This is a genomic window from Caecibacteroides pullorum, assembly GCF_019239235.1.
Taxonomy (GTDB): Bacteria; Bacteroidota; Bacteroidia; order Bacteroidales; family Bacteroidaceae; genus Bacteroides; species Bacteroides pullorum.
In genome coordinates, this window is the sequence record NZ_JAAZTS010000021.1 from 1 (window position 1) to 13804 (window position 13804).

The 13804-nt window shown below is 36.9% G+C and carries 13 protein-coding genes and 1 pseudogene; all 14 read left to right on the top strand.

Going from position 1 to position 13804, the window contains the following annotated elements:
* A pseudogene (locus HF894_RS11920) lies at nucleotides 1-545 on the top strand (phage integrase SAM-like domain-containing protein); the annotation flags it as partial.
* 80 nt (nucleotides 546-625) lie between these two features.
* Nucleotides 626-1525 (top strand): hypothetical protein, encoded by a 900-nt coding sequence (locus HF894_RS11925; RefSeq protein ID WP_204972581.1) that lies wholly within the window; start codon nucleotides 626-628, stop codon nucleotides 1523-1525.
* A gap of 255 nt (nucleotides 1526-1780) precedes the next feature.
* Entirely contained in the window at nucleotides 1781-2626 is an 846-nt protein-coding gene (locus tag HF894_RS11930) for a hypothetical protein (protein WP_204972583.1), read from the top strand.
* Between the two features lie 164 nt (nucleotides 2627-2790).
* Nucleotides 2791-4401 carry a DEAD/DEAH box helicase family protein gene (locus HF894_RS11935; protein ID WP_204972586.1) on the top strand — a complete coding sequence of 537 codons (1611 nt, stop codon included), beginning with the start codon at nucleotides 2791-2793 and terminating at the stop codon, nucleotides 4399-4401.
* A gap of 312 nt (nucleotides 4402-4713) precedes the next feature.
* Nucleotides 4714-5733 (top strand): DUF3871 family protein, encoded by a 1020-nt coding sequence (locus HF894_RS11940; protein ID WP_204972588.1) that lies wholly within the window; start codon nucleotides 4714-4716, stop codon nucleotides 5731-5733.
* Nucleotides 5734-5867: 134 nt separating this feature from the next.
* Entirely contained in the window at nucleotides 5868-6158 is a 291-nt protein-coding gene (locus tag HF894_RS11945; RefSeq protein WP_204969347.1) for a type II toxin-antitoxin system Phd/YefM family antitoxin, read from the top strand.
* Nucleotides 6146-6421, top strand: coding sequence for a Txe/YoeB family addiction module toxin (locus HF894_RS11950; protein ID WP_204969348.1), 276 nt, complete (start codon nucleotides 6146-6148; stop codon nucleotides 6419-6421). The genes HF894_RS11945 and HF894_RS11950 overlap by 13 nt, the downstream gene beginning before the upstream one ends.
* A gap of 700 nt (nucleotides 6422-7121) precedes the next feature.
* A complete protein-coding gene (locus HF894_RS11955; protein ID WP_246593234.1) occupies nucleotides 7122-7682 on the top strand; it encodes a hypothetical protein in 561 nt (186 codons plus the stop codon).
* A gap of 107 nt (nucleotides 7683-7789) precedes the next feature.
* The gene (locus tag HF894_RS11960; RefSeq protein WP_246593235.1) at nucleotides 7790-8041 is read left to right on the top strand and encodes a hypothetical protein; all 252 of its coding nucleotides are present in this window, start codon (nucleotides 7790-7792) and stop codon (nucleotides 8039-8041) included.
* 11 nt (nucleotides 8042-8052) lie between these two features.
* Nucleotides 8053-8781 carry a hypothetical protein gene (locus HF894_RS11965; RefSeq protein WP_204972594.1) on the top strand — a complete coding sequence of 243 codons (729 nt, stop codon included), beginning with the start codon at nucleotides 8053-8055 and terminating at the stop codon, nucleotides 8779-8781.
* The gene (locus HF894_RS11970) at nucleotides 8781-9662 is read left to right on the top strand and encodes a penicillin-binding transpeptidase domain-containing protein (RefSeq protein WP_394369850.1); all 882 of its coding nucleotides are present in this window, start codon (nucleotides 8781-8783) and stop codon (nucleotides 9660-9662) included. Before HF894_RS11965 ends, HF894_RS11970 begins: the two co-directional genes overlap by 1 nt.
* A 103-nt stretch (nucleotides 9663-9765) precedes the next feature.
* Nucleotides 9766-10575 carry a hypothetical protein gene (locus HF894_RS11975; RefSeq protein WP_204972597.1) on the top strand — a complete coding sequence of 270 codons (810 nt, stop codon included), beginning with the start codon at nucleotides 9766-9768 and terminating at the stop codon, nucleotides 10573-10575.
* Nucleotides 10576-11060: 485 nt separating this feature from the next.
* Nucleotides 11061-11504 (top strand): hypothetical protein, encoded by a 444-nt coding sequence (locus HF894_RS11980; RefSeq protein WP_204972599.1) that lies wholly within the window; start codon nucleotides 11061-11063, stop codon nucleotides 11502-11504.
* Between the two features lie 1039 nt (nucleotides 11505-12543).
* On the top strand, nucleotides 12544-13743 hold the full coding sequence (locus HF894_RS11985; RefSeq protein ID WP_204972601.1) for a THUMP-like domain-containing protein: 1200 nt from the start codon (nucleotides 12544-12546) through the stop codon (nucleotides 13741-13743).
* Nucleotides 13744-13804: the final 61 nt, after the last annotated feature.

Sequence of the window (13804 nt, forward strand, 5' to 3'; positions counted from 1 at the left end):
AGGATATGAAAAAAGGCTATAAAGCCACTTGTCGCTACAATTTGGCGAAAGATTGCTTTATTCTCTCATTTTGTTTGATGGGCATCAATTCAGCAGACCTTTATAATGCAACAGAAATGAAAGGAAATACCATCATTTATTGCAGGACTAAGACAAAAGCCCGCAGACTTGATAAAGCAAAGATGATGGTGGATATTCCTAAAATAATTCAACCTATCATTGATAAGTACAGAGATAAAACAGGTAGGCGATTATTCAATTTCTATCAATATTACTGTGACGAAAAAGGTTTCAATAAGGCTATTAATTATGGATTGAAAGAGATTGGCTCTATTTTAGGAGTTGATGATTTAGAATATTATGCAGCTCGCCATAGTTGGGCTACCATTGCATTAAATAAGGTTGGCATAGACAAATATATAGTCCATGCGGCTTTGAACCATATAGACGATTCCATGAAAGTAACTGATATTTATATTGAACGTGATTTTGTGAACGAGAATAAAGCTAATGCCAAAGTAGTGAAATACGTGTTTAGTAAGTAGATTTACAATTATCCCACTTGCAATTATTGTGAGTGGGATTTTCTTTTTTACTTTTGCATATAAACCATTACACCAAGAATATGCAACCCTTAGATAAGTTTACCAATATAGATGCAGTTTATCCCACTTTAGAAGCAAAAGAGGAAGATTCTATTTTGGATTATGTTTGGCAGCTTGCCATGATAGTACACCCTGCAATGCCTAAAAAAGTACAGGGAGGGACATTGGAGGGAAGCGAAGCTATGCCCACTTTTAAAGAACGGTATAACAACAGGCTTATTGAAATGCCACTAACTTATGAAGAATATAAAAAGGACAAAGAAATTCAAACTGCCTTATCAGCTTTGCAATTAGATAAGGATAAGTTTTGGTTTGCTATTCTGTTTATAAAGGATTACGTAGACGGTCAATGCTGGCAAGCGCTTGAATATGGGGAAACACCTGCAAGCGAGATAAAGGAACTGTTCCAAGCTATATCCCAATATGAAGAACACCCCAATGCCAACCCTCTTACAGACCATATAACATTTAAGAAAGAATTGACATTATCCTTACAGGTGAACGGGAAAACCATACATACCATAGAAACAGCCAATGCAATCAAGTTCATTCTTTCATGCTGCCAAGAACATTGGGATGATTTGAATCCCAAAGACGAATTTGACACAGAGTACCTATATGACAATATAGAAATGGTAAGCACTTACCCCAAACAGCAGCAGGTCACGGCAAGCAACACCAAAAGAATCTGCTTGTTTGCCCAGACATTCAAAATGTTCTTCAATATCCTATCACCTTTTGACACAAATTATAGAAAAGGCGCAAAGAACGCATACGATATCACATTTCTAATATCACAACTTATCTGTCTTACAGGAATTTCAGATAATGAGAATTTCCTCACGGACAAGACCACTCTAAAAGGATATTTAAGCAAGAACAAGAAATTTGCTTGGAATGTACAAAACAAGAATTATTGAAAAACAAATATTTGTCTAAGGGAGAGTAACATCTCCCTTATTTTTTACCTCTCATATCCAAATGGCATCTCTCTATCTTTGTAGCGTCAAAGGAACAGGACTTGCAAGGTAAGCAAGTTAAGAGAGAACCAAAATCCTCAAAATTTTACTCTCCCTTAATCTTCTCAAAAGTTCTCACCTTTGCAGAGTAATCAGAAAGCCAAGTGCGCATAGGCTTGAAGGTTGCAACTCATTAACAATTAATAATATATGAATATGGAACAGAATGTAAACTTCAAGACTGTAAAGGCCAATATCAATGGCGGAGTAGAAAACATCATTTTGGGATATTCCATCTATAACATGGAACGACCCAAGGACAAGCTAGGTCTGATTTCCCTGCTTGACAAGGAGAAGGTGTTGGACGTAATCTTTCACTTAGCAAATGCTGACATCTTCTGGAAGGAAGGCATAGAGTTGAAGGATGCCAACGGGAACATGATTCCTGAAGGAACTCCCAATGTCTATGTCCCTTGTGACACTGCGGATACCTATTGGAGGTTTGAAGTGGACGAAATACTGGAACATGTGGAAGTCCACAAGTTTGTGTCCCTACAGGAGTACGGACAGGCTATAGGAAACACAACCCTTTATAGTCGTAAACCAAACAATGTGGAATCATTAGGTTTTGCAGCCATTGCATCCAAGAATCAAACCTACAACTCTATCTACAACTTTGCCAAGAGGCACGGTATCCCCATGAATACTGCCATGTCGTTCTTTGATATTAAGCTGAAACAGACACAAACAATGCAATTGGTTATGGGGTTGAATGTTAAGGATATTCCAGAACTGAAAAGGACGGAAGAAGAAGCGGAAGTACTGATTGAAGCCGTTGAACAGGTCTTTGGCAAGCAGGAAAAGGGTAAGAGGTATGCCGTCAACTCCATTAATACGGTCATACGCAAGTTTGATTTACAAACCGTACTGTGTGCATTGAGCAAGATTCCAGCGGCACTGGTTACAGCTTACAAAATAAGCGAATGCCATGAAAAGGAAAGCTGTCTGGTTGCAGAACTGGTTCTGTTCATAAGTGAGATGCAGGACAAGAAGGCTGCCTGACAAAATGAAGCCCATGTGACAGGTGGGCTTCTCTACTCTCGTTTTTCAGGTTGGCATTTCAGCCCTATAGAACTGCCTCAATTTATCCCTTTTATGGACTTTAGGCATATTTGAAGTTCCAAAATTGGGTTTACAGCTAACAGATTTTTTTAATCCAACAATATATGATAACCAAACTAGATATTCAAGAGAAAGATGGATTCCTTATCATGGAGGACTTTCCTGCAAACTGCATCTTTAATAAGGTCAAGACAGGTTGCGGTGCTACTACCATAGCACTTACTAATTGCGAGAATTATATTATCGCAGTTCCAACCACTGAACTTATTGAGAACAAATGCTATCCAACTAAAGATGTAGATGGTAATGTGAAGTTCTGGAAGAAACATGAACGTAAAGCAGGATTAAGCCCTGTTGTAACCAACCTATTTGGCTTATATGGAAATTTCACCTTAGAACTAAAGAAGAAACTAAAGGACTATTTGTCTTCTGCTGGAATAAAGAAGATTATCTGTACCTACGACAAGATAGACAAGCTGATGGAATTTATCAATCCTGTAGATTTCAAACTAATGGTTGACGAGTACCATAACTTTCTAAAGCAATATTCATTCAGAGATAAAGCCATCAACGGTGTGCTGGCTCATTTCAAAGAGTTTAAATCTTACTGTTTTCTATCTGCCACCCCTATTCCAAAGGATTTGAAGCCCTCCATTTTCAACGGTATTCCAGAATACATTGCCAATTGGAGTGAATCGGATGAAATTACCGTTTATCCTTACCATACGGACAAGCCTTATATGGTAGCAGCCAAGTTTATCAAAACCTATCAGACCAAAGGTTGTTTGAATGTGAATGGCATTGAGAGTAAGGAAGCATACTTCTTTATCAACAGCGTTACTGAAATCAAAGCCATATTAAAACAAACACAGCTAACAGAAGATGATTATAGAATTATCTGTGCCGACAATCTTAAAAACAGGAGCACTTTAGGGGGTTATACTATATCAGGCTCTACCGATGCTCCCAAAAGATTCAATTTCATTACTTCAAAATCATTTGAGGGAGTGGACTTCCATTCTGAAACAGGATTGTGTTTTGTTGTAAGCAATGTACAAAATAGACATACATTGGTAAGCATTGATATGGATATACCTCAAATCGTAGGGAGAATCAGAACCAAGTCCAATCCATTTAGAAATAAGGTTGTCCATATCTTTAATACTAAAGCTACTGACCATTACACGACATTTGAAGAAATGGAGCAGATAGTGGACGAGGAAGTTAAAGCAGCACAGGAAAGGGCTGATATGTTTAATAATGCCAAGCTATCAGAACCTGCAATCAAGCAACAGGTTAATGAGATTAAGAAAGTTGGGGTTGAATCTTACCTATCTTATCAAGAGAATAAATTTATCGTTAATGATATGGTGGCCAAGTTGCAGCTTTACAGTTATTATATTGCTACTGTGGTTTATCAATCCGACCAGTCATTAAGAAATACCTACATACAATCAGGAATGACCGTCACCAGAGGTAAATGGTACGTTGCACCAGAAAAGTTTGTCAAGGATTTAATTTCAGAACCTACATTCAGAGAGTTGCATAAACGGTATTGTGAAATCAAAGAAAAACCAATGACATTCAATCTTGGGATAATTGAAATAGAACACAGATACCCTATTTTAGGAAGAGCTTACCGTCAACTGGGAATAAAAGAGCTGAAACGTCTACGAACTATCAAAGCTATCAAAAATGCTTTAGGTGAAAACTAATACTTGACAAGAGGGGGCATACCCCAATTTTATACCCCCTCTCACCAAGCAAAAGAAAAATGAAAATAGGCAGACACTGCCCACCCTCAGATTCATTATAAATTTTACTATTCACCTCACATCATTGATTGACTGTCTAAGGGTGGACACAATTTAGACATAACCGTAATATAGTCTAATTGTAATAACACTCAAATGTAACTTAGTGAATTGTAGTAAAGCAGAAATCGTAATGAAGCAATACAAAACGACAAAAGCTTTCCCAATTCCAAAGTTAAAACCAATCAATAATCATTTAAACAATTAATCATTATGAAAAATTTAGTTATTATGCCAGCTATGGCACAGAATCGTGAGAGAATGAATTTGGGTGAATATGCCGAAGAAGCCACCATTATCATGGATGATCCAGTAAAGCCAGCCAATCATTTTATCGAAGCCAACACACAAGAAGTAACATTGAATCATTTGAAGAATGATTGCATCACTCCAGTGTTTTCCAAGGACAATGAGTTAACAATCAATCATGCGCAGTTTGTGGAAACCATACAGGATGCAGCACAATCTTTCTTTAGTGGTGAAAAGGTGGAACAAGCCACTATCAGAACAAGTCACATTATTAAGGGAAGAATCCCAGAAGCTATCCACAAACCTGCTAACCAACTTTTGGAGTCTGACAAGACTATCTATTATGAAAGGGCTGCTTTCAGCATTGATATTCCTACTATTTATGAAACAGTAGGTGGAAATAAGTTGAATCTTTCCATCGTAGGTGTGAGAGCTTACAACCAGATGAATCTATATTCAAAGAAAGTTCCAGAACTTTTCCGTTTGGCTATAGGTTTCAAGAATCAAGTCTGCTGTAACATGTGCATCTTTACAGATGGTTATAAGGATGATTTGAGGGTAAGCAATACTACAGAATTATATCGTGCAGCACTGGAACTTTTCAGTAACTACAATCCAGCCAAGCATCTTTATCTGATGCAACAGTTAGGTAACACTTCAATGAGTGAACACCAGTTTTGCCAGATAATAGGCAGGATGCGACTTTATCAATGCTTACCAACAGGCTACCAGAAAGCACTACCCAGAATGTTGCTTACTGATACCCAGATAAACAGTGTAGCTAAAGCATACATCAATGATGAAAATTTTGGCAGCTTTGGAAATGAGCTTAATATGTGGAAGTTCTACAACCTGTTGACTGGAGCTAATAAGTCAAGCTATATTGATTCATTCTTAGACCGTTCTCTTAATGCAACGGAAATGGCTTTGGGAATCAATTCAGCTTTACATGGTGATGAGAAATATAAATGGTTCATTGATTAAATGAGCTTTATTGATTGAGAGAGAAAAGGGCATTCTTCACGGGTGTCCTTTTCTTAAATATCCAATAATTAACCGTTTAAATTTGCAAGTACGTAAATAAGTACATATCTTTGCAATATAATAAAGGAGGATTTATGAAAACAGCCAATTACACAGATTTAAGAGCCAACTTGAAAAGCTACATTGATGCGGTCATTGACGATTATGATACTGTAGTTGTCAATCGTGGGAATGGCAAAGGAGTAGTAATGATTTCTTTGGATGAATACAACTCTCTAAAGGAAACGGAATACATCATGTCGTCACCCGATACAATGGAAGCCATACATAAAGGTGAAGAGGATATTAAGAACGGAAATTCTATATCCCAGAATGAAGGTGAAAGCATAGAGGACTTTTTAAAACGGGCAGCATGTACAGAATAACATTGTCAGAGCAGGCACGGAAAGAATATCTATACTTTGTCCAAAGCGGAAACAAGGCTATCTTAAATAAAATCCAAACCTTATTGGAAGATATATCCGAACACCCTTATACAGGGATAGGAAAACCAGAGCCGCTTAAATATGAACTGGCAGGAAAATGGTCAAGAAGAATCAACGCAGAACATAGAATTGTCTACTCCGTGCAGGATGATATAATAGAGGTTTACATATTCTCTATGAGATACCATTATTCCAAGAAATAAGAAACATATCATTAATATTGAAGAAAGGACAGCTATTCGTTTAGTTGTCCTTTTTTTATTCACTTTTACAGGTAGGACAAATCAAGGGTAAAGTTAACTCTATATACCCTAATCAAAGTTTGTCCTACCTAAATTTTAAGCTACAAATAGATCTAAAGTCCGATTAATTGTGTTTGGCATTTCAGCCTTATAGTAACAGGTCAAATCCATGAAAATCCAGACTTTAGAGCTTTCTGGATTCTTATAATTCATATTGGAGATAGCTGTTTGTAAATATCCAAAAATATGTTGGGATAAAGATAAATAATGTTTGATAGCAGAAGATTTACTATTTATCTCTACAACATATAGACTTATTTAAAACCTTTCGCTAAATTTGCAACAATTTTAGTAAGTTATAGTGTTAGCAAACTGAAAGGACATAATTAAACGAAAGGTGTTATTGAAATTATCTTCTACTAACAAATTCTCGCAAAATTTGAAAGACTGTGAAGATGATAGCAGTAGCACCACACCATTGATATATACTTACCTTATGCTTGTAAGGTTTCTATATACCCCTTGGTGTGGGTTGCTATTGTTTTATCCACAGTTAAGGCCATGCGAGAAGCCAGTTAGTAGGGTAAGACAAATATGGTTCCCACACCTTATTTTTTATCGCTTATCTACAGGGAACAGGTGGGCACAATATATGCAAAATATGATAGACGCATTATTAAGGGTCAAAGGACTTGTAGAGGTTAAAAAGAATGCCATAAATTTAGGTGTGAATTTGGGACAACTTCCCAATAACGAAGTTTTGGAAATTCCAGAGTTACTTACGAAAGAACACAATATTTCAGAACAAATAACTAAAATGATGTGGCAATATTTTGAAAATGTCCATTCTAGCTTGTCTGACGGTCAGCAAACAAGATTAATTTTCAAATCTTGTGCTTTTGCAGGAATATTAGCCACTTATGAATTTAAGAAAAGAGGTTTTATAAATGAAAGAGTCTTATTCCAAATATTTACGATAAACAATATTTCAAGATTAATAGAAAATGTTGAAGATGCAATAAATATGGATGCGAGGGAAGATTTTATTATAAATGGTTGGCTGACCCAATGTAGCGAAGATACTTTCAATGATTTATGCTATATTTATAATGCAACGGATGGGCAAACCAAATGGCAGGCATGGAAAGATACATGTACAACTATGTTTTGCATAGGAATGATATACGCTAATCATAGAATTAAAGGAAACCTTTCTTTTTAATGCAATTAAATCACCATACATATCAGCAATGCCTGTCCACATACTTTATATGGATAAAATCCAATATAGACCAAGACCAAAAAGATTATTACAAAGAATGTACAAACATGGTTATTTGGTATGGTAGAAATTGGGGAGATAGAATACAAATTATATTTTTTAAAAGTAAAGCAGATTATGAATATATCTTAGCAAACAAATCTTTTGCATGGAGAGTAGATGTACATTATTGGGATTGTAAACTTTATCATTATCCACTTAATTCAACAAGAAAATGGATGATAGACTTTATAATTCATGCAATTATGGATATTTATAAAAATGGGAATATACCACATCCTTGTAATAATAAGAAATAAATGGATAGAAAATGACTGAATTAGATAATATATGCCACAATATTAGAGGGGCTTTCAGAAAAAGAGATAAAGAAGCATTAACTATATATTCCAAAATATTATGGAATTATTTAAATATTGAGGGCTGGAAACTTGGTGATGATTATTGGTCTTATGCTGATAAACATCTACTAGATAAAGGCATTGCTTGCACAATACAAAGCTTCATACTTAATGAAAACTCAAATAATGGCTTTGCAATGAGATATGCTTTTATGATACAAGCAATCCATGATTTAGGAATTGGATTAGGGCAATCAACTAATAGTAAACATGTAAAAGCCGAATTCGCCTATTGGATGTTTTTCTGCATTTGTTCAAATATTTCCTTGCTACAAGATGTAATGAATAATACACTAAGAGAATATGGGAAAACTGTAAATGAAGAAAATTTGACTATTATACCATTCCTCATACTTAATTATCTACATCAATTTTGCATAGAAAAAGACTATGTAGAAATGACATATACACCTTTGTTTGATGGAAAGAACGGACTTAATGAGGAAAAATATTTCCAACTCCTTAATCGTTATCAAGATATGGCTATTCCATTGATTCAAATGGCAGCAAACAACGCCAATGTGGAATTTGATTTAGAATCTTTAAAACAAGAAAGTGAATTGGCTTATGAATATTTTCTTATTAATATTCGATTAGAAAAATCATCTTCTATTTACAAGTCTATAATGAAATATTAATGTTTATGAATAAATTAGATATTGGTATATTTACATTATTATTTATATCGTGTCAACAACAACAGACAAAACAAATTTATACCATAGACAACACTTTACAAGCTAAAGCTACTTCTATTGTAGAGAACAATCTATCAGTACTAAATGCCTTATCTGGACAAGCTATCATTATGGAAGTTCAGACAGGGCAAATTAAAGCTATGGTAGGGCTTGAAAGGAAGGATAGTGCAACCTACCAGACAAGTGAGAATCTACCCCAGAAACAAACAGAGGGATTGATACAACCTATATCCATATTGGCAGCACTGGAAACAGGGCAAGTCAAACTGTCAGATACGGTAAATGTTGGAAATGGTATTTATTCTGCAAATGGAATAGAGATAAAAGACCATAACTGGCATAGAGGTGGATATGGTACAATAACCATCCAACAGGGATTGGCGGTCAGTTCAAATGTTGCTACTTATAAAACGATAGAAAAAGCTTTCAGTAATGAACAGGCATATCAAGCCCAATTAAAGAAAATGGGAGTTGATTTAGATAGTTTGACTACTATTAAGATGCTTACCTTATATAACGAAATTGCCAAGAATGGAGATATAGCAAGCAAGGCAAATACAGACAGCTTGAAACAGGCGCTGAAATATGTGGTTACTGATGGACTGGGGCAATCGGCTAAATCAGACAAGGTACAAATTGCAGGAAAAACAGGAGCTATACAACTGGAAGATGGAAGTTACATAATAGAGTTCTGTGGCTATTTCCCTGCTGAAAAACCTCAATATTCTATCATTGTTTCTATCCACAAGGAAGAAGTTCCTGCAAGTGGGATGATGGCAGGTGAGGTGTTTAAACAAATAGTAGATAGCATGATTAAGTAAGGGCTATAGAATTATTATGAAAAACAGCATTTGAGGCTAAAACTCTTATGCTGTTTTTTATTTAAACCACTATCTTTGTAAAAACATTAAAGAATAGCAGACAATGAATATATACTTTTATAATCCACGTTGGTTAAACCCTGAGCGATTTCCTTTGTTTATGGAAATATTAAAGGTGGGTGAAATTGTCAATGCAATGCCTTTTAGTGAACGTCCCAGCATCTTGATTGAACAATATAAAAATTTATGCCATTTTGATTGGAAAGGAGAAAAAGATGAAAACCTTTATGTAAAAGTAACAAACCAAATATTGAAAAGAATATCTATTCCTGTTTATGAAAAGGGCAAATGGACTGGATGTTTTGAGGTTAAAGACATTTATACGGATTCAAAATATAATAATCCCATACGAAATATTATTAACTGCAATGATGAAAATATTCTTGTTTTCTGTGAGGATATTATCATTTCAAGAATACCTCAATATTGCTTCAATACCCTTAGAAAATATAGCGGAGATTCAAGATATGATGAGCGGTTGTGCTTCTACCTGATAGGAGAGTTTCTGAGGAAAGACAAAATATATTTAAGAGTGAGAAAATACCCCGAATGGGTGGATGCTACATTCACTGACAAAAAGGGAAATAACTACTATCCTATCATTGCTTACCTTAATAAAAAAAGCAAAGAACTGAAACCTGCGGAAAGAGGTAACCTTACTCCCATACAGTTCTTTCTAAGCGAAGAGGGGCATTGTGTCTATTTAAAGAAAAAGGAAGAGGAAATAAAGCGAAGGGAAGAAGATAGGAAGAGAAGGGAAGAAGAAGCGAAAATGCGTGAATATGAATCGTACAATGAAATAGGACAAGAAGAAGTGAATTATATGTTAGAAAATGGCTGGGATAATGATTAATATTCTGAAATAAACAAGAATATAGAATCTGTTACTATATTAATTGCGTCAAAATATATCATATTCTTTTATACTTAGATTAATTATTAATTGCCCATAATATTAGCGGTAAACCCTATGCCAGTCCATATAAAAACTATATCTTTGTAATGATAAGAATATGTTTAATCCAAACGGTGGAAAGCACCTGTGTAAACTAAGGTGTAAACCAAAGAAAAAGGATTATAAAGATAAGTTTTGATTATCAACTCCGTAATATATGATTTGGAGTACGCGTCTTAGGGTAGAGTGTGGAACTGTTTCTGTGCTAATGGGTGAAATTACCGATATACTACAAAGCTCTGGAAGAAGTGTTTTTCTTGCACCTTATTATTTCAAAGATAAAAAAATGACTATCATGGATTTAAATGAGATAGCCATGTCTTTAATTCAACGAGCAGAACAACTATTGTAAAGAAATAAATTACTCACTAAATTAATAATGAATGAAAACATTAAGATTTTTTGGAATGGCCTTATTAATGGTCTTGTGTGCAGTGAATTTTGCAGCTTGTAGTGATGATGATGAACCAATTGTTGGAACTTCACAGGATTTAATTGGAAGATGGACTTTAACTTGGATTAAAGGATGGGAGTTCGATAGTGATGGTTTTAAAGACACATGGGATGAAGCGGATGATGGAGAAGATTTAATTTTCAAAGCAGACGGAACAGGACGAATGGAATCTCAGTACGGCAGTGAATATCCATTTAATTGGTCTTTTGAGAACAACGTTTTCAAGTGGGATTATAGTCTTTATAATGGTTGTACCACTAAAATTATTCAATTAGATGCAGAAAAATTGGTGTTTGAAATAACTGAATATTATGATGGTGAAATTGATTCACAAGAAATAAATACTTATAAAAGAGTTTCATCAGTAAACTAAATTTTAATAAAACAGCATTTGAGGCAAAAAGCCCTTATGCTGTTTTTCTTTTATAAAGCTACTACATTTTAAGAGAATATCCAGATTATGAATCCCAAGGAATATAATGTTGTACCATATCTAAAACAGGGAAATATGGAGTGTTTAGAAGAATACCAGAGAAAGCGATATCATATACCTCTAAATACTTAAATAACTTTATAGCAGTTATCAGATTACAATGCAATAAGTTTGCTCTTCATTCAAGGAATACCTATCTTTGTACAAGTTTAAGTGTTTCACTATTGTTTCACTTAAAACTATAAAGAGATTATTAATTTAGTGATTCAAAAGCTTTTAACTAAGAAAGGCATAGAGCCTCATAATCTGGAGGTCCCTGGTTCAAGCCCAGGCTGGTCCACAAAAGAAGAAGCGTTAATTGCACAAAATCAGCAGTTAACGTTTTTCCTTTTTGTCCTTTTTCGTGAGTCATGATATAATCAATAGAATCACATCCCTCTTCAAGGCGATATAGATGTATGCAGTAGACATCAAGCATTCTCCCAACTTACCTGTTTCAACAAACTCAAAGCAACTTAACGATGAATTCCCCAGGAGGCGTAATACAATAGAGCAAACTGACATCAAAGTTTCATTGTTTACACATACCAAAATCTGAGATTTCCTGATGTAAATTCACAACAAACCGCTGATAACAAGCAAATTGCATTGAAACATCCGAATAAGACCGAATAAAATATTGCCGTAGACCACGAAAACAGCGAGCACCCACCGTGAAACTTCATCTTTCAACCTACTTCCTTTTCTTCCAACGGATTACGCTACAGATGAAGGGTTGAAAGCAGATTGAGACAATCAATCACTCATCAGCCACACGCCATTCCTAAAGACCTACTTTAACCCGCTAAACACCAACTTGGCAGACGTAACTACGGACTTGATGAATGGAAAGAAGTACTTTATATCTGACTCATTTCCTCATGTGACGAATTAATTGTACATTTGTACGAAGCATTGAAGGAACACTTTAAGATAACTTATGACACTGACCGAAGCCACCCTCCGATTTATAGCCGAACACCGCCGCGACGATGTGCGTGTGTTAGCCCTGCAAGCAGGCAAGTATCCCGACGTGGATATGCCGACTGCTCTGATACAGATAGCGGGCAGGAAGACGGCCGAGACAAAAATACCGACGTGGGCCGCTACAGAAGGCATACTCTATCCACCCCACCTATCCATGGAACAATGCTCGTCGGAGGTGACGGCTCGCTATAAGGCTTCTGTTGTAAGTGGATATGATGGCCCATGTCACTCACTGGCCGACCTGACGGGCGGTTTCGGTATCGACTTCTCTTTCCTGGCCCCGCATTTCAGACAAGCTATCTACGTGGAGCGACAGGAAGTGCTGTGTCAGACAGCCCGCCATAACTTTCCGCTGCTGGGACTGAGCACGACCCGCGTGATCCATGCCGACGGAGTGGATTATCTGCAGCAGATGCCCGACTTAGACTGGCTCTACCTCGACCCCGCCCGACGGGACGGACACGGAGGCAAGACGGTAGCTATTGCCGACTGCGAACCTGATGTAGCTGCTCTCGAAAGCCTGTTACTGGAGAAGGCAGCCCATGTACTAGTGAAGTTGTCACCTATGCTCGACCTGACACAGGCCTTGCACACGTTGAAACATGTAGTAGCGGCGCACGTGGTTTCCGTGGCAGGCGAATGCAAAGAGCTGTTGCTGGTATTGGCACGTGGCGAAGTCCCGCAGGCGGACGACGTACCCATCCGTTGCGTCAACCTCTCAACTACCGACGATGCCTTCACCTTCACCCGCCATGAAGAACAGGAGGCCTCCTGCCGCTATGCCGACGCTCCCCGCTCCTACCTCTACGAGCCCAATGCCTCGCTGCTGAAGGCGGGTGCCTTCCGAAGTCTTTCCTATATATATAATATAGAGAAACTACATACCAATAGTCACCTTTATACCTCCGATGAAGCGTTGCCATGTTTTCCCGGCCGTATGTTCCGCATCGACGGCTGGTGCGGATTCGGCAAGCACGAAGTGAAGGAACTGCTGGACGGCATACGAAAGGCCAATCTAACAATACGCAATTTCCCCGCCACCGTAGCCGAAGTGCGCAAACGGCTCAAGTTAGGCGAAGGAGGAGAAACTTATCTCTTTGCTACAACCTTGAATGACGGTCGGAAAATACTCCTGAGATGTAGCAAAACCTAACAAACTGCCCACTTTGTTTGTAACCGCTTTGCAACATCTTTGTTACGTCTTCTTCAAAAAC